Origin of the sequence: Duganella fentianensis, from assembly GCF_964031615.1 — a bacterium.
Taxonomy (GTDB): domain Bacteria; phylum Pseudomonadota; class Gammaproteobacteria; order Burkholderiales; family Burkholderiaceae_D; genus Rugamonas; species Rugamonas fentianensis_A.
Map to the genome: position 1 here is coordinate 99,805 of NZ_CAXIQN010000002.1, position 17,801 is coordinate 117,605.

Genomic DNA, 17,801 nt, shown 5'->3' on the forward strand with positions numbered 1-17,801 from the left:
AGTATTGTCCTGTGCTGCTTATTTCAGACGCAGTTCGGCGCTGCGGGCGTGTGCCTGCAAGCCTTCACCGTAGGCCAGTTCCGCCGCCACCTTGCCCAGCGTCTGCGCACCCGCTTCGCTGACGTGGATCAGCGAGGAACGCTTCTGGAAGTCGTACACACCGAGTGGCGACGAGAAGCGCGCCGTGCGCGAAGTGGGCAGCACGTGATTCGGGCCGCAGCAGTAGTCACCCAACGATTCGGACGAATAACGGCCGAGGAACATGGCGCCCGCGTGGCGGATCTGGTCAGCCCAGCGCTGTGGATCTTCCGCCGAGATTTCGAGGTGTTCCGCCGCGATCGAATTGGCGATGGCGCAGGCTTCGGCCATATCGGCCACCTTGATCAGCGCACCGCGATCGGTCAGCGAAGTGCGGATCACATCGGCACGCGGCATGGCCGGTAGCAGCTTGTTGATGCTAGCTTCCACCTTGGCGATGTAGTCGGCATCAGGACACAGCAGTATCGACTGCGCCAGTTCGTCGTGCTCGGCCTGCGAGAACAGATCCATCGCCACCCAGTCCGGATCGGTAGTACCGTCGCAGATGATCAGAATTTCGGAAGGGCCGGCAATCATGTCGATGCCGACGATGCCGAACACGCGGCGCTTGGCAGCAGCCACATAGGCATTGCCGGGGCCGACGATTTTATCGACCGGGCTAATGGTTTCCGTGCCGTAGGCCAGTGCGCCCACTGCCTGTGCGCCGCCGATAGTGATCACGCGGGTCACGCCGGCAATCGCGGCAGCGGCCAGCACCATCTGGTTCTTCACGCCATCCGGCGTCGGCACCACCATGATGATTTCCTGCACACCGGCCACGTGGGCGGGAATCGCGTTCATCAGCACCGAAGAAGGATAGGCAGCTTTACCGCCCGGCACGTAGATGCCCACGCGATCCAGCGGCGTGATCACCTGACCCAGCACCGTGCCATCGGCTTCAGTGTAACGGAAGCCTTGCAGTTCCTGCTTCTGGCGTTCGTGGAAAGCGCGAATGCGCTGCGCTGCCGTTTCCAGTGCGCTGCGCTGGGCGGCAGGGATGGCGGCCAGCGCCGCCTGCAGTTCGGCTGTGCCAATGTCGAAGGCCGCCATGCTGGCAGCACCGCCATCAGGGATGCGGTCAAAACGGTTGGTGTATTCCAGCACGGCGGCATCGCCGCGCGCTTTCACATCGGCGAGAATGCCGGCGACGGCACGCTCGATCGCTTCATCGGTACTCGCTTCAAATGCCAGCAGGGCATCCAGCGACTTTTTGAAATCTACTTGGCTTGAATCTAGCTTGGTAATCTGAATCGACATGATGAATGTGCTTTATTTTTTGGAGGCGCGTTCGAAGGCCTCGATAATCGGTTGCAAGCGCTCGCGCTTGAGCTTGAGGGCCGCCTGATTCACGATCAGACGCGACGAAATGTCCATGATGGCTTCCACTTCCTTGAGGTCATTGGCACGCAGCGTGTTGCCGGTGCTGACCACGTCGACGATGGCGTCCGACAGGCCCACCAGCGGCGCCAGTTCCATCGAACCATACAGCTTGATCAGATCAACGTGCACGCCCTTCTTGGCGAAGTGCTCACGCGCTGTCTGCACGAACTTGGTGGCCACGCGCAGACGCGCACCCTGACGTACGGCCGTCTCGTAGTCGAAGCCGTTGCGCACGGCCACCGACATGCGGCAGGCCGCGATATTCAGATCGATAGGCTGGTACAGGCCCTCGCCGCCATGCTCGAGCAGCACGTCCTTGCCGGCCACGCCGAAATCGGCCGCGCCATGCTGCACATAGGTCGGCACGTCGGTCGCGCGCACGATGATCACGCGCACGTCGGGATCATTGGTAGACAGAATCAGCTTGCGCGAAGTCTCGGGGTTTTCGGTCACGGTAATGCCTGCTGCTTCCAGCAAGGGCAGGGTGTCCTCGAAAATACGTCCCTTCGACAGCGCCAGTATCAGCTGCGAGTTGGCCTGAAATCCGCTCATGGTTCTTCCTAATTAGGTTCTTATTTGATGCGCTTGATGTCCGCGCCCACTGCCGACAGCTTGACTTCCATCTGGTCGTAGCCACGGTCAAGGTGGTAGATGCGGTCGATCAGGGTTTCGCCACGGGCAGCCAGCGCTGCAATCACCAGCGAAGCGGAAGCGCGCAGGTCGGTGGCCATCACGGGCGCTCCTACCAGCTGTTCCACGCCCTTGATGAAGGCGGTGTTGCCGTCGGTCTCGATGGCCGCACCCAGACGGTTCATCTCCTGCACGTGCATGAAGCGGTTTTCGAAAATGGTTTCCGTCACGCGGCTGGCGCCATCGGCGATGGTATTCACCGCCATGAACTGCGCCTGCATATCGGTCGGGAAGCCCGGATATTCGGTGGTACGGAAGGTGACAGGGTGCGGGCGCTTGTCCATCTGCGCACGGATCCAGTTATCGCCGATGGTCAGTTGCAGGCCGATTTCGCGCAGCTTGTCCAGCGCCGCATCCATGATGTCGACGCGGGTGTTGCGGATGGTGATGTCGCCACCCGTGGCCGCCACGGCGCACAGGAAGGTGGCCGCTTCGATACGGTCGGAAATCACCGCATGTTTGGCGCCGTGCAGTTCGCTCACGCCCTGAATGGTCAGGCGGTTGCTGCCGATACCTTCGATCTTCGCCCCCATTGCCACCAGCAGGTTGGCGAGGTCGGTCACTTCCGGCTCGCAGGCCGCGTTCTCGAGGATGGTTTCGCCTTCGGCCAGCGTAGCGGCCATCAGCAGGTTTTCCGTACCCGTCACGGTAATCATGTCGGTCACGATGCGCGCGCCTTTCAGCTTGGCGCACTTGGCGTAGATGTAGCCGCCTTCGATGGTGATCTCGGCCCCCATGGCCTGCAGGCCTTTGATGTGCTGATCGACGGGACGCGAACCGATCGCGCAGCCGCCCGGCAGCGAGACCTTGGCCGAACCGAAACGGGCCAGCAGCGGGCCCAGTACCAGTATCGAAGCGCGCATGGTTTTCACCAGCTCGTACGGTGCTTCCAGCTTGTCGATGGCGCTGCCGTTGAGCGTCACGCTGTCGCCATCCTGCTGCACTTTCAGGCCCGTCTGGCCCAGCAGCTTGAGGATGGTGGCCACATCGTGCAGATGCGGCACGTTGCTCAGTTCTACGTCACCGGAAGTCAGCAGACCGGCGCACAGGATAGGCAGAGCAGCGTTCTTGGCGCCGGAAATGGTGATCTCACCTTGCAGGCGGTTACCGCCTTGAATGAGCAGCTTGTCCATACTTATCCTTGGTATTCTTCAGGGGTCAGGGTTTTCATCGACAGCGCGTGGATTTCTTCACGCATGCGGTCGCCCAGTGCGGCATACACCAGCTGGTGACGCTGCACCATGCGCTTGCCGGCAAAGGCCGGCGAAACGATCAGCGCCTGGAAGTGCTGGCCGTCGCCTTCCACTTCCAGATGGGTGCATTCGAGACCGGCGCTCAGGTAGCCGTGGATCAGTTCCGGGGTAGTAGTCATGATGGTGTCCTTGTTATTTGGAGGCTTAGTGGCGCAGGCGGTATCCGCTTTGCAGCAGACGGATCGCCAGCAAAGCCAGCGCCACGAGGAAGGCCGCGACGATGCTCACGCTAACCAGCGGATTGACGTCGGACTGGCCGAAGAAACCGTAACGGAAGCCGTCTATCATGTAGAAGAACGGATTCAGGTGCGACACCGTGAGCCAGAACGGTGGCAGCGAATGGATAGAATAGAACACGCCGGACAGGAAAGTCAGCGGCATGATCAGGAAGTTCTGGAACGCCGCCAGCTGGTCGAATTTCTCCGCCCAGATACCGGCGATCAGGCCCATGGTGCCCAGAATGGCAGCACCGAGCAGGGCGAATACGATGATCCACAGCGGCGCCGTAAACGACAGGTGGGCGAACCACGCCGTGACGATGAACACGCCGGCACCGACCACGATGCCGCGCACCATGGCCGCGATCACGTAGGCCGAGAAGATCTCCCAGTGCGACAGAGGAGTCAGCAGCACGAACACCAGATTGCCCGTAATCTTGGACTGGATCAGCGACGAGGAGGCATTGGCAAACGCATTCTGCAGCACGCTCATCATCACCAGCCCCGGAATCAGGAAGGCGGTGTAACTGACATCGCTATACACCGTCACGCGGCCTTCCAGCACATGGCCGAAGATCAGCAGGTACAGCATGGCCGTCAGAATAGGGGCGGCGATGGTCTGGGTAGCCACCTTCCAGAAACGCAGGGTCTCCTTGTACACCAGCGTGCGGAACCCGATCGACATCAAACTCATACGCTCCCCTTATCCATAATCTGCAGGAAGATGTCTTCCAGATCGGCCTGCTGCAACTGCATTTCGTCGAGCTGCACGCCGCTCTCGCGCAGGCGCGCGAGGATAGGTTCCACTTCGGCGTAATCATTGATGCGCAGGCTGTACTTGCGGCCGTCGTCAGTCAGGTCAGGATGGCTGACCAGATGGCGCAGATCGGCCGGCAGTTCGCCCTGACGCAGATTCAGCACCAGTTGCGAGCCAGAGATGCGGCGGATCAGCGCGGCCATACTGTCGAGCGCTACCACCTTGCCCAGTTTGAGCATGGCCACGCGTTTGCACATGGCCTGTGCTTCTTCCAGATAGTGGGTAGTCAGCACCACCGTGTGGCCTTCGCGGTTCAGGCGCGTGATGAACTGCCACAGGGTCTGGCGCAGTTCCACGTCCACCCCGGCGGTCGGTTCATCCAGCACGATCACGGGCGGCTTGTGCACCAGCGCCTGCGCCACCAGCACGCGGCGCTTCATGCCGCCGGACAGGGCGCGCATATTGGTATCGGCCTTGTTGGTCAGATCGAGGTTGTGCATCACCTCGTCGATCCACGCATCGTTATTCGGCAGACCAAAGTAACCAGACTGCAGGCGCAGCGTTTCGCGCACCGTGAAGAAGGGATCGAATACCAGTTCCTGCGGCACCACGCCCAGCTTCTTGCGCGCGGCACGGAAATCGCCCGTCACGTCGTGACCGTGGATGGTGACCTTGCCCGCATCAGGGCGGATCAGACCGGCGATGATGGAAATCAGGGTGGTTTTACCGGCACCGTTAGGGCCTAGCAGACCGAAAAATTCGCCTTCTTCGATGGTCAGGGACACGCCACCTAGCGCCTGGAGCGACTTGTAGCGCTTCTCGACATTGCTTATTTGGATCGCTGTCATGCTTGATTTATTCGTAAGGTGCGGCGGCTTTAGTCCGGCGCGTGGTGCCCGAGGGCGGGGACTACTGGGAACGCCACGGCTCTACGGCAGCGGCAACCTTCAATTATAGGGGAAATCGACGGGAACCGAGCCAGAGCGCTAGTTTCTGGCCCAATTCGATGAGGCGGGGGTCAATGATGGTGATGCGCTGCTTCAGGGCTGGCGCCCACTTTCAGCTTGGCCGTATCGGGCTGGCCCGTGACGGCGTGGAATTCTTCATGCAGTGGGTTGGCGGGTGCTGCCTCGCCCGGCTCCAGCGTGACCGAAGTCGGGAACAGCAGCGAGCACACGCCATACAGCTTGGTCAGGCTTTGCAGAGCCGGCGGCAGGTTTTTCAGTTCCAGCTTGAGGCCTGCGTCCTGCGCCGCTTTTTCCCATGCCAGCAGCACGGAAACTGCGGCCGAGTCCACCGTCAGCACGTAGCGCAGATCGAACACGGTCTGGCCGGCCTTGAGGGCCGTCAGACCGCGCTCCAGCACCGCCGTGGCGTTCTGCACGTTCAGAGTGGTGAGCGATTTGAAATCGTCGATGGCTTCGGCAACAGCAGTGGACATGGCAGACAGTCTTATTTAGCGGCAGGTTTCAGTGGTTTATTGGCCAGCTTCTTGTTCTTCTCGGTCAGCGCCTTGATCAGGCCATCCATGCCGCCCTTGTTGATTTCCGAAGCAAACGTGCCTTTGTAGGTTTCCACCAGCCAGGCGCCCAGCACATTGATATCGTAGATTTTCCAGCCGGTGGCCGATTTCGCCACGCGGTAGTTCAAGGGAATCGGCTCGCCACGGGCAACGTTGACCTGCGAACGCACTTCCACTTCCGTGTCAGTTGCGTCGGCGCGCAGCGGTTTGAACTCGATGGTTTCATCCTTGATCTGCGAAAGCGCACCGGAATAGGTGAAGATCAGCAGGGTGCGGAACTGTTCCGACAGGGCTTTCTGCTGTTCCGGCGAAGCATCGCGCCAGAAACGGCCAGCTGCCAGTGCCGTCATACGCTGGAAGTCAACGTAAGGCAGGATCTTGTTTTCCACCAGATCCATGACCTTTTTCTGGTCGCCAGCCTGAATCGCCTTGTCCGTCTTGGCAATCTCGATCACTTCCTGGCTGATACGCTTCACCAGTGCATCGGGTGCTTCGTTGGCCGGTACAGCCGCCTGTGCCATGGTGGCCGCAAAAGTCAGGCCTGCCGCAGCGATAAGTTGTTTAATAAAAGTCATGTTTTCTACCTATGAAGTGTTCTTCGGGTTCACGGGCTGACAGAAGTTGCAGCCAGAGCACCAGAGTTTACCTCTTTTGGCGTGAGCGCGTCGGATGCCGGCGCAGTTTTTTCCTCGGTAGCAACAGGTTCGCTGGCCGGTACTGCCTCGTAAGCCGACTCGTCATTCTTACGCTTGCGCCGAGGCGCATTGTCGTCGTCCGGATGGATCAGGCTTTCACGGCGCTGCAGGAAACTGTCGCGGATGAACTCGTAGCGATCCAGTGCCGCATCTTCCAGCAGGGTGGAGGCATCGAGCAGACCAGCGCGCTGATCGACCACGCGCAAGGCCGTACCCGTGTTGCGGATGTAGGCCGGCTCCTTGTAGCGCCAGATGTCGCCGGTGATGTCGAGCGGCAGGGCAGCAGCGTCACGCACGGTGGACGGGCCCAGCAGCGGCAGCATCAGATAAGGGCCGGATGGCATGCCCCAGGTACCCAGCGTCTGGCCGAAATCTTCCTTGTGCTTGGGCAGACCCGCTTCGGAAGCAATGTCGAACAGGCCGACGATGCCCAGCGTGGAGTTGAGCGCAAAGCGCGTCACGTCGGACAGACCCGCTTCGCCTTTGCCCTGCAGCAGATTGTTCACGCCCGTCCACGCATCGGCCAGATTGCCGAAGAAGTTGTTCACGCCCGTTTGCACGAACGATGGCAGCACCGTATGGTAGGCGGTAGCGGCAGGTTTCAGCGCATAGGTATCCACCGTGTCATTAAAGGTGAACATGGCACGGTTGAAGTTCTCGTACGGGTCGCGCGGGTTGGGGCCGGCACAGCCGGCCAGCAGCACAGTCAGGCCCAGCGCCAGAGCGGCGCGGGCCGGGGCGGCGGATTTAGCAACGGTCAGGCTCATTTACTGTCCTTTCCTTCAGCGGCTTTGCTGTAGATAAACTGGTTGATCAGGTCTTCCAGTACGGCGGCCGACTGGGTGCGGGCGATCTTGTCGCCAGCCACCAGATTGTTCATATCGCCACCCGCTTCGATGCCCACATACTGCTCGCCCAGCAGACCCGAAGTGAGAATCTTGGCCGAGCTATCTTTCGGGAACTTGTAAGTTTCTTCCATATTCAGCGTGACCAGCGCCTGATAGCTCTTGTCATCGAAACGGATCTCGCCCACGCGGCCCACTACTACACCGGCGGCCTTGATCGGCGCTTGCGGACGCAGGCTGCCGATGTTGTCGAATTTAGCCGTGACCGGATAGACCTTGGCGAAAGACATGGATCCCATGTTGCCGGCTTTCAGTGCGAGGAACATCAGAGCGGCCACGCCGACGACGATGAACAGACCGACCCAGACATCCAGAGATTTACGTTGCATAGTGATTCCTTCGTTACATTATCTTGTTTGCGTGCAGTGCTTACTAGTCGCTAGCACCTGCCCTGCTTATTTGCTGAACATCAGCGCCGTCATCATGAAATCCAGCCACCAGATCATCAGCGACGAGATCACCACGGTACGGGTGGTGGCGCGCGCCACATCTTCCGGCGTAGGCTGGGCCTCGTAGCCCTGATACAGCGCGATAAAGGTGATGGCAATGCCGAACACCACGCTCTTGGCGAAACCGTTGTAGATATCTTTCCAGATATCCACACCATCCTGCATCTGCGACCAGAACGCGCCGTTATCCACCCCGATCAGCTGCACGCCGACCAGATAGCCTCCGAACACGCCCACCGCGCTGAACACGGAAGCCAGCAGCGGCACGGAAATCACGCCGGCCCAGAAGCGGGGGGCCAGCACGCGCTGGATAGGATTCACCGCCATCATTTCCATGGCCGACAGTTGCTCGCCCGCCTTCATCAGACCGATTTCGGCTGTCAGCGAGGTACCGGCACGGCCGGCAAACAGCAGCGCCGTAATCACGGGGCCCAGTTCGCGGCTCAGACCCAGCGCCACCAGCAGGCCCAGCGACTGTTCCGCGCCGTACTTGTTCAGCGTGTAATAACCCTGCAGACCCAGCACCATGCCGACGAACAGGCCGGACAGGGTAATGATCAGCATCGAATAATTGCCGATGAAGTGCAACTGCTCAATGATCAGACTCGGCCGCTTGAGCAGGCCGGGCGACACTTTCAGCACATTGAAGAAAGTACGGGCGCCATAGCCTATGCTCTCGATGTAGTCGCGCAGGGTGGCGCCCAGCTTGGATAAACCGTTGTGTATTCTCATGCCTGTGCTCCCAGACCCAGATCATCGGCCAGCGATTTGCCGGGGTAGTGGAAGGGCACCGGACCATCGGCTTCGGCATTGACGAACTGCTTCACGTACGGATCGGTCGAGACCATCATCTCGTCCGGCGTGCCATGGGCGACGATCTTGCCTTGGGATAAGAAGTAAACATAGTCAGCGATAGCGAAGCACTCTTTCACATCGTGCGACACCAGCACCGTGGTGGAACCGAGCGCCGTATTCAGGTTGCGGATCAGATTGGCGGTCACGCCCATCGAGATCGGGTCCAGACCGGCAAACGGTTCGTCATACATAATCAGTTCCGGATCGAGCGCGATGGAACGGGCCAGCGCCACACGGCGTGCCATACCACCGGAAATCTCGCCCGGTTTGAGTTTGGCAGCATTACGCAGGCCGACCGCGTGCAGCTTCATCAGCACCAGATTGCGGATCAGCTCTTCCGGCAGATCGGTATGTTCGCGCAGGGGAAACGCCACGTTTTCGAACACGGTCAGGTCGGTAAACAGGGCGCCATGCTGGAACAGCATGCCCATTTTGCGGCGCAACAGATACAGACCGGCAGTATTTAACTGATGCACGATCTGACCGTGCACCTTTACATGGCCGCGCTGGGGCCGCAACTGGCCGCCGATCAGGCGCAGTACCGTGGTCTTGCCGCTACCGGAGCCGCCCATGACGGCCACCACCTTACCACGCGGGAAGTCCATCTGCAGGCCCGAAAGGATCGCGCGCTTCCCGTATGCAAAGTGTAAATCACGGATTTCGACAAGATTGGACACGTCAGAACTCATTGTTTTTAATGCCGTATTGTAGTTCAGAAAGGACTTAGTCTGCTGACGCACCCCTGAACGGGCTGGCGAGGCCCACCAAATGGCAGATAATACAACATTAATGAATCTCAAGTCAGCAATTTACACCTGACATCAAATGTTACATTGCTGCACCGCACTAGAAGACTGCGTCAGTCGTCCAGTGCCGACGATCCAGCGCGCGTAATATTGTTGGAAACACCAGCGCAAGATAAAAAAAACCGGTGGCTGCGGGGATCACCCGTACACCACCGGTGGGAACGAAGCGGTAAAGTTTTGCTAATTAGCGCGGCAGTACCGAACTACCCATCAGGAACTCGTCAACCGCACGGGCGCACTGACGACCCTCGCGGATCGCCCACACCACCAGCGACTGGCCGCGGCGTACGTCGCCGGCGGCAAATACTTTAGGCACGTTGGTCAGGTAGCAGCCGGCACCGTCGGTGCTGGCTTTGGCGTTACCACGTGCATCTTTGTCAACACCGAAGGCTTCCAGCACGTTGGCCACTGGCGACACAAAGCCCATCGCCAGCAAGACCAGATCGGCCTTCATTTCGAACTCGGAACCTTCGACTTCGGTCATCTTGCCGTCTTTCCACTCGACGCGGCAGGCGATCAGCTTCTCGACTTTGCCGCCTTTGCCTTCCAGACGCTTGGTCGCCACCGCCCAGTCACGCGAGCAACCTTCGTCGTGCGACGAGGAAGTGCGCAGCTTGGTTGGCCAGTAAGGCCACACCAGCGGCTTGTTTTCCTGCTCAGGCGGCATAGGCATCAGTTCGAACTGGGTTACCGAAGCGGCGCCATGACGGTTGGAAGTGCCCACGCAGTCGGAACCCGTGTCACCGCCGCCGATCACCACCACGTGCTTGCCGGTGGCTTTGATCTGGTCTTTCACCTTGTCGCCTGCATTGACCTTGTTCTGCTGGGGCAGGAAGTCCATGGCGAAGTGCACGCCTTTCAGTTCGCGGCCCGGTACCGGCAGGTCACGCGGCTGCTCGGCACCACCGGCCAGCACCACGGCGTCGAAGTCTTTTTCCAGATCTTCAGGGAAGATGGTTTCCTTGGCCCAGTTGTTGACGTTGGCAGGGAAATCTTTACCCACCAGCACGCTGGTGCGGAATACCACGCCTTCGGCCTGCATCTGCTCGACACGGCGGTCGATATGCGATTTTTCCAGCTTGAAGTCAGGAATGCCGTAACGCAGCAGACCACCGACGCGATCGCTCTTTTCGAACACGGTCACGGCGTGACCGGCGCGCGCCAGCTGCTGGGCAGCGGCCAGACCGGCAGGACCGGAGCCGACCACGGCCACTTTCTTGCCCGTTTTAACGGCAGCGACCTGTGGCGTCACCCAGCCGTGTTCCCAGCCTTCGTCGATGATCTTGTGCTCGATCGACTTGATGCCCACCGGTGCTTCGTGGATGCCCAGCGTACAGGCCGCCTCGCACGGTGCCGGGCAGATACGGCCGGTAAACTCGGGGAAGTTATTGGTCGAGTGCAGGGTTTCCAGCGCTTCGCGGTAGTTACCGCGATACACCAGATCATTCCAGTCAGGGATGATGTTGTTGACGGGGCAGCCGTTGTTGCAGAACGGGATGCCGCAGTCCATGCAGCGTGCGCCCTGGATGGTGGCCTGTTCCTTGGTCAGCGGAATGACAAATTCAGCATAGTTTTTCAGGCGCGTAGCAGGTGGCAGATAGCCTTCGTCCTGACGCTGGAATTCCATAAAGCCGGTGATTTTACCCACGATAGTTCCTTAAATATGTTCTGTCTGCAGTCTGTGCCGGTGAATCAGGCAGCAATCGGTTGCGCGGCGGCCAGTTCGGCCATTTCTGCCAGCGCCCGTTTGTATTCGTTAGGGAAGACCTTGACGAACTTGCTGCGGCCTTCGGCCCAGTTATCCAGCAACAGGCGGGCACGCGTGCTGCCGGTGTGCTTGAAGTGACGCTCGATCAGACGCTTGAGGATCACTTCATCCGCTTCACGACCGTTATCCTTGTGCTGGATATGGAAGGTGGCGGCATGAGCATCCTGCTCTTTGGCCGACAGCACCGGCTCCAGCGACACCATGGAGGTGTTGCAGCGGCTGGCGAAATCGCCGTCCGGATCGTACACATAGGCCACGCCACCCGACATACCGGCGGCGAAGTTACGGCCCGTGCTGCCCAGTACCACGACGGTACCGCCCGTCATGTACTCGCAACCGTGGTCGCCGGTACCTTCGACGATGGCGGTAGCACCCGAGTTACGCACAGCGAAACGCTCGCCGGCCACGCCGTTGAAGAAGGCTTCACCAGCGATCGCGCCGTACAGCACGGTGTTACCGATGATGATGTTGTTGACGGCCCAGCCACGGAACTCGGTGTTCGGACGCACGATGATGCGGCCACCGGACAGACCTTTACCCACGTAGTCGTTACCCTCGCCCACCAGATCGATGGTGATACCGTGTGCCAGGAAGGCGCAGGCCGACTGACCCGCCGTACCTTGCAGCTGGATGTGGATGGTGTCATCCGGCAGACCGGCATGACCATAACGCTTGGCCACTTCGCCCGACAGCATGGTGCCCACGGTGCGGTTCAGGTTCTTCACTGGCGAGATGAACGATACGCGCTCGCCTTTTTCCAGCGCAGCCTTGGCTTGCGCGATCAGCTTGTGATCGAGCGCCTTGTCCAGACCGTGATCCTGTTCCATCGTGTGATAGATCGAATCGCCGTTCGGCACTTGCGGTGCGTAGAAGATGCTGCTGAAGTCCAGACCTTGCGCTTTCCAGTGCGAGATGGCTTTCGATTTGTCCAGCAGATCAACGCGGCCGATCAGTTCGTCGTAGGTACGGATACCCAGTTGCGCCATCAGCTGACGCGCTTCTTCGGCTACGAAGAAGAAGTAGTTGACCACGTACTCAGGCTTGCCGGAGAACTTGGCGCGCAGCACCGGATCCTGGGTCGCAACGCCGACCGGGCAGGTATTCAGGTGGCACTTGCGCATCATGATGCAGCCTTCTACCACCAGCGGTGCGGTGGCGAAGCCGATTTCGTCGGCGCCCAGCATGGCGGCGATGACCACGTCGCGGCCGGTACGCATCTGGCCGTCGGCCTGAACGCGGATACGGCTACGCAGACCGTTGAGCACCAGCGTCTGCTGGGTTTCAGCCAGACCCAGTTCCCATGGCGTACCAGCGTGTTTCACCGACGACAGCGGCGAAGCACCGGTACCGCCGTCATGGCCGGCTACCACCACGTGGTCGGCCTTGGCCTTGGTGACACCGGCAGCCACGGTACCGATACCCACTTCCGATACCAGCTTGACGGAGATCGAAGCGCGCGGATTGGCGTTCTTCAGATCGTGAATCAGCTGGGCCAGGTCTTCGATCGAGTAGATGTCGTGGTGCGGTGGCGGCGAGATCAGACCCACGCCCGGCACGGAGAAGCGCAGCGTCGCGATGTATTCCGACACTTTGTGGCCCGGCAGCTGGCCACCTTCACCGGGCTTGGCGCCCTGTGCCATTTTGATCTGGATCTGGTCAGCGGAGTTCAGGTAGGCCGCGGTCACACCGAAGCGGCCCGAAGCCACCTGCTTAATGCGCGAACGCAGCGAATCGCCTTCCTGCAGCGGAATGTCGACCACCATCTGCTCTTTGCCCATGACGCTAGCCATGGTTTCGCCCTGCTTGATCTTGATGCCTTTCAGATCCATGGTGTAGCGCGATGGATCTTCGCCGCCTTCACCCGTGTTCGACTTGCCGCCGATACGGTTCATGGCCACGGCCAGCGTCGCGTGGGCTTCGGTCGAAATGGAACCCATCGACATTGCACCGGTGGCGAAACGCTTGACGATTTCCTTGGCTGGTTCCACTTCATCCAGCGGGATCGCCTTGGTCGGATCGATCTTGAACTCGAACAGGCCGCGCAGCGTCAGGTGACGCTTGCTCTGATCGTTGATGATCTGGGCGTATTCTTTGTAGCTGTTGTAGTTGTTGCTACGGGTCGAATGCTGCAGCTTGGCGATTGCATCCGGCGTCCACAGGTGGTCTTCACCGCGTACACGGAACGCATATTCGCCGCCCGCGTCCAGCTTATCGGCCAGCACAGGGTCGTTGCCGAAAGCCAGATGGTGCAGGCGCAGCGCTTCTTCGGCCACTTCGAACACACCGATACCTTCGACATTCGAAGCGGTGCCGCGGAAGTATTTGTTCACCAGCGATTTATTCAGACCAACGGCTTCGAAGATCTGCGCGCCGCAGTAGGACATATAGGTGGAAATACCCATCTTCGACATCACCTTCATCAGGCCTTTGCCGATGGCTTTGGTGTAGTTGTAGACAGCTTGTTCGGCGCTCACATCGCCCGGCAGGCCCGGTGCCATTTCGGCCAGAGTTTCCATCGCCAGGTAAGGGTGGATCGCTTCGGCGCCATAGCCGGCCAGCAGTGCGAAGTGGTGGGTTTCGCGGGCAGAACCGGTTTCCACTACCAGACCGGTAGAAGCACGCAGGCCTTTGCTGACCAGATGCTGGTGGATGGTGGAGGTGGCCAGCAGGGCTGGAATCGCCACGCGGTCAGCCGCCACCGAACGGTCGGTCACGATCAGGATGTTGTGGCCCGATTTGACGGCGTCCACCGCTTCTGCGCACAGCGAAGCGAGGCAGGCTTCCACGCCTTCTTTGCCCCAAGCCAGCGGGTAGCAGATATTCAGTTCATACGATTTGAACTTGCCGCCCGTGTGCTGGCTGATGCCGCGCAGACGTGCCATATCGTCGAAGCCCAGCACTGGCTGCGCTACTTCGAGACGCATAGGCGGGTTGACGTTGTTGGTATCGAGCAGGTTAGGTTTCGGGCCGATGAAGGACACCAGCGACATCACCATGGCTTCGCGGATCGGGTCGATCGGCGGATTGGTTACCTGCGCGAACAGCTGTTTGAAGTAGTTGTACAGCGGTTTCAGCTTGTTGGACATGACGGCCAGCGGCGAGTCATTACCCATCGAGCCGGTGGCTTCTTCGCCGTTGGTCGCCATCGGCGCCAGCACGAATTTCAGGTCTTCCTGGGTGTAGCCGAAGGCCTGCTGGCGATCCAGCACGGAAGCCACGGCTTTTTCGCCCGGCGCAGCGCTGTACTTGACGCGGTTCACCGCCAGCTGGCTTTCGCTCAGCTTGATTTCATTGAGTTTGATCCGTACGGCGTTAATCCATGCCTTGTAGGGCTTGGCGTTAGCGTAGGTATCTTTGAGTTCCTTGTCGTCGATGATGCGGCCGGCTTCCAGATCGATCAGGAACATTTTGCCCGGCTGCAGACGCCATTTCTGGATGATTTTCGATTCAGGAATCGGCAGCACGCCCGATTCCGACGCCATCACCACCAGATCGTCGTCGGTGACGATGTAGCGCGCAGGGCGCAGACCGTTACGGTCCAGCGTACCGCCGATATAGCGGCCATCGGTGAAGGCCATGGCGGCAGGGCCGTCCCATGGTTCCATCATGGCAGCGTGGTATTCGTAGAAGGCGCGACGGTTGTCATCCATGGTGCCGTGGTTTTCCCACGCTTCCGGAATCATCATCATCATCGCCTGGGCGATAGGGTAGCCTGCCATCAGCAGAAGTTCCAGCGCGTTATCGAAGCAGGCGGTGTCGGACTGGCCTTCGTAAATCAGCGGGAACAGCTTGGACAGATCGTCACCCAGCACGGCCGATTTCATCACGCCTTCACGGGCGCGCATCCAGTTGAAGTTACCTTTTACCGTGTTGATCTCGCCGTTGTGGGCCAGCAGACGGTATGGGTGAGCCAGCGGCCACTCAGGGAAGGTATTGGTGGAGAAGCGCTGGTGCACCAGTGCCAGAGCGGAGATGCAGCGGGCATCCTGCAGGTCTTTGTAGTACACGCCAACCTGATCGGCCAGCAGCAGGCCTTTATAGACGATGGTACGGGCCGACATCGAGGCCACGAAGAATTCTTTACCGTGGATCAGTTTCAGAGCCTGAATTGCGTGGCCCGACGATTTACGGATCACATACAGTTTGCGCTCGAGCGCATCGGTCACCATGATGTCGGCGCCACGGCCAATGAAGATCTGGCGGATCACTGGTTCTTTGGCGCGCACGGTAGGCGACATCGGCATGTCGCTGTCGACCGGCACATTACGCCAGCCAAGTACTACCTGACCTTCGGCGCGCACGGCGCGCTCGATTTCCTGTTCGCAGGCGATACGCGAAGCGTTCTCTTTCGGCAGGAACACCATACCCACGCCATATTCGCCCGGTGGCGGCAGTTCCACGCCCTGCTTGGCCATTTCGTCGCGATAGTACTGGTCCGGAATCTGGATCAGGATACCGGCGCCGTCACCCATCAGCGCGTCCGCGCCCACGGCACCCCGGTGATCGAGGTTTTTCAGGATCAGCAGACCCTGTTCCACAATGGAGTGGCTCTTATTGCCCTTGATATGGGCGACGAAACCGACGCCACAGGCGTCATGTTCATTGGACGGATCGTACAGACCTTGGGCTTTCATGAGTTCTCCACTGCAATTTGACTAACGAAAAACTAGAGTAGTGCAATGCAGCAGAAAACTCAACAAGAAAAATTAGGGTCGGAGTCGAATTAATTTTTTAAAAGATGCTGAAAAATTTAAATAGGGACAGAGTGGTGCGATCTAATAAAAAACCACGAAATTTGCGATTTCGTGGTGGTTTACTTGGCGCACGTAAGGTCTAGCGCCGGATTATTCGGGATTTTCTTCTTTTGGACTAAGCTTGAATGGTCGGCCTCGTTTCGCCGGCAGCACCTGCCGCTTGACCCGCTGCTGCAGCGTAAGCTTGAACTGCTCGGAACCCAGCGGCCAGCCTTTCAGCAGTGCTTTGGAGATATGCGCCACTTCGTCCGCGCTCAGTGCCGGCTCGGACAGGGCCAGATAGGCCGCTTCGCGCTCGAACGGGGTATTGCCTAGCTGCCAGAAGCGGGCGTGGTCGATAATCAGGCCGTCGGCGCGCAAACCGGCATGGTGGCCGAAACTGGACCATGGATAATCCTGCGCCCGCGCCACCATGCCATTGCGCACAGGGTTGAACTCGATGTAGCGGCAGGTCGCCATGAAATACTGCTCGGCATCGATCAGCGAAGTTTTGTAGCGGCCATTCCATAAAGTGCCGCCACGGCCATATTTCTGGTTGAAATAGGGCACGTAATAGCGGCCTATCCACTGCATCATCTGGCCCAGCCCCTGCTCATCAGCCGGCGTGGCCAGCAGATGCAGGTGATTCGGCATCAGCACATAAGCGTGGATGGCCACCTTGTAGTTTTTAGCGGCCGTGCGCAGCCAGCCCAGAAAAGTCTGGTAATCGTCAGTGTCGCGGAATATCAGCTGATCGTTATTGCCGGTCTGAATCACATGGTGAGGCTGGCCGGGCACGATCAGGCGCGGTAAGCGGGCCATCAAGCAGTGCTCCAGAGTGGGTATGCAGGGATTTTACACCACTCTGTCCCCGATTATTTTTCCAATTGAAAAAATCGGCGCGACTCTGTCCCTATTTAGGCAGGGAGGCTTAGGAAAGGTTGAAACTGGCCGACAGGCTATAGCCTTCGCCATAGGCGCTGCGCAGCGGCAGATCCTGCCCCAGTCCCGTACGGGCTTTCTTGCGCAGGCGGTAGACCAGCATATCCACGCGCCGTCCCGCATCGGGATCGTCGCCACCGATACCGGCCACAATGACCTGACGCGGCACAGGCCGGGTATTGATGGTCAGCAGATGGAGGAAATTGCACTCTTTTTCCGTCAGGCCGATGATGGTGCCTTCCAGTTCCAGCTTGCGGCCACTGACATGCAGCGTCCACTTGCTGACCACGGGCGCGGTTTCCTGCGGCCCCACGCGGCGGTTGAGCGCCTCGATATGGGCTGCCAGTTCGGGGAATTTGATAGGTTTGGTCAGATAATGGTCGGCGCCCAGACGCAGGCCCAGTATGCGGTTATCGAAGGCCACGCGGCCCGTCAGCACCAGCAGGCCGATCTGCGGATACAGCTGGCGCATGCGGGGAATCACGTTGAAGCCGTCTTCATCAGGCAGGCCCAGATCGAGCACCACCACGCCCACATTGCCGTGGCTCAGGGCCGACCACATATCGCTGGCGCTGTTGGTGATGCGCACTTCATGCTTGAGCTCAACCAGAAACTCTGCCATTTCTTCGGCATAGTCCAGATTGTCTTCTACGATGAGTATCTGCGTCATTGATGCGCCATGAGTTCTAATTCTGAGCAACGTGCCCAGCCCCGCCCTGCCAGATTAGCTTGCGTTTAGGAATTATCACT

16 protein-coding genes are annotated in these 17,801 nt (G+C 59.4%); all 16 read right to left on the reverse strand.

From position 1 onward, the window contains the following. Window positions 1-18 precede the first annotated feature (18 nt). Window positions 19-1,335, reverse strand: coding sequence for a histidinol dehydrogenase (gene hisD / locus ABNT42_RS00460; protein WP_348692544.1), 1,317 nt, complete (start codon window positions 1,333-1,335; stop codon window positions 19-21). 12 nt (window positions 1,336-1,347) lie between these two features. Further along, window positions 1,348-2,010, reverse strand: coding sequence for an ATP phosphoribosyltransferase (hisG, locus tag ABNT42_RS00465; protein ID WP_155435740.1), 663 nt, complete (start codon window positions 2,008-2,010; stop codon window positions 1,348-1,350). A gap of 20 nt (window positions 2,011-2,030) precedes the next feature. Continuing rightward, on the reverse strand, window positions 2,031-3,281 hold the full coding sequence (murA, locus tag ABNT42_RS00470) for a UDP-N-acetylglucosamine 1-carboxyvinyltransferase (RefSeq protein WP_348692548.1): 1,251 nt from the start codon (window positions 3,279-3,281) through the stop codon (window positions 2,031-2,033). Between the two features lie 2 nt (window positions 3,282-3,283). Further along, on the reverse strand, window positions 3,284-3,520 hold the full coding sequence (locus ABNT42_RS00475; protein ID WP_348692551.1) for a BolA family protein: 237 nt from the start codon (window positions 3,518-3,520) through the stop codon (window positions 3,284-3,286). Between the two features lie 25 nt (window positions 3,521-3,545). Then, window positions 3,546-4,313 (reverse strand): ABC transporter permease, encoded by a 768-nt coding sequence (locus ABNT42_RS00480; RefSeq protein WP_155435737.1) that lies wholly within the window; start codon window positions 4,311-4,313, stop codon window positions 3,546-3,548. Beyond that, window positions 4,310-5,224 (reverse strand): ABC transporter ATP-binding protein, encoded by a 915-nt coding sequence (locus tag ABNT42_RS00485; RefSeq protein WP_348692554.1) that lies wholly within the window; start codon window positions 5,222-5,224, stop codon window positions 4,310-4,312. The genes ABNT42_RS00480 and ABNT42_RS00485 overlap by 4 nt, the downstream gene beginning before the upstream one ends. 170 nt (window positions 5,225-5,394) lie before the next feature. Further along, complete coding sequence (locus tag ABNT42_RS00490) at window positions 5,395-5,817, reverse strand: STAS domain-containing protein (RefSeq protein ID WP_348692556.1); 423 nt, start codon at window positions 5,815-5,817, stop codon at window positions 5,395-5,397. Window positions 5,818-5,828: 11 nt separating this feature from the next. Continuing rightward, the gene (locus ABNT42_RS00495; protein WP_348692558.1) at window positions 5,829-6,473 is read right to left on the reverse strand and encodes an ABC transporter substrate-binding protein; all 645 of its coding nucleotides are present in this window, start codon (window positions 6,471-6,473) and stop codon (window positions 5,829-5,831) included. Window positions 6,474-6,502: 29 nt separating this feature from the next. Beyond that, the gene (locus ABNT42_RS00500; protein ID WP_348692560.1) at window positions 6,503-7,360 is read right to left on the reverse strand and encodes a VacJ family lipoprotein; all 858 of its coding nucleotides are present in this window, start codon (window positions 7,358-7,360) and stop codon (window positions 6,503-6,505) included. Continuing rightward, window positions 7,357-7,827, reverse strand: a complete 471-nt coding sequence (gene mlaD / locus ABNT42_RS00505; protein WP_155435732.1) for an outer membrane lipid asymmetry maintenance protein MlaD — start codon at window positions 7,825-7,827, stop codon at window positions 7,357-7,359. The genes ABNT42_RS00500 and mlaD overlap by 4 nt, the downstream gene beginning before the upstream one ends. A gap of 66 nt (window positions 7,828-7,893) precedes the next feature. Next, window positions 7,894-8,679, reverse strand: coding sequence for a lipid asymmetry maintenance ABC transporter permease subunit MlaE (gene mlaE / locus ABNT42_RS00510; RefSeq protein ID WP_348692562.1), 786 nt, complete (start codon window positions 8,677-8,679; stop codon window positions 7,894-7,896). Then, entirely contained in the window at window positions 8,676-9,479 is an 804-nt protein-coding gene (locus ABNT42_RS00515) for an ABC transporter ATP-binding protein (RefSeq protein ID WP_161040803.1), read from the reverse strand. The genes mlaE and ABNT42_RS00515 overlap by 4 nt, the downstream gene beginning before the upstream one ends. A gap of 313 nt (window positions 9,480-9,792) precedes the next feature. Then, window positions 9,793-11,256, reverse strand: a complete 1,464-nt coding sequence (locus ABNT42_RS00520) for a glutamate synthase subunit beta (protein WP_348692565.1) — start codon at window positions 11,254-11,256, stop codon at window positions 9,793-9,795. Window positions 11,257-11,300: 44 nt separating this feature from the next. Next, the gene (locus ABNT42_RS00525) at window positions 11,301-16,010 is read right to left on the reverse strand and encodes a glutamate synthase-related protein (protein ID WP_348692567.1); all 4,710 of its coding nucleotides are present in this window, start codon (window positions 16,008-16,010) and stop codon (window positions 11,301-11,303) included. 210 nt (window positions 16,011-16,220) lie between these two features. Further along, a complete protein-coding gene (locus ABNT42_RS00530; protein ID WP_348692568.1) occupies window positions 16,221-16,931 on the reverse strand; it encodes a transposase in 711 nt (236 codons plus the stop codon). A 109-nt stretch (window positions 16,932-17,040) separates the two neighbouring features. Then, window positions 17,041-17,721: a response regulator transcription factor gene (locus tag ABNT42_RS00535; RefSeq protein WP_348692570.1), complete on the reverse strand. Its 681-nt coding sequence runs from the start codon at window positions 17,719-17,721 to the stop codon at window positions 17,041-17,043. Window positions 17,722-17,801 lie beyond the last annotated feature (80 nt).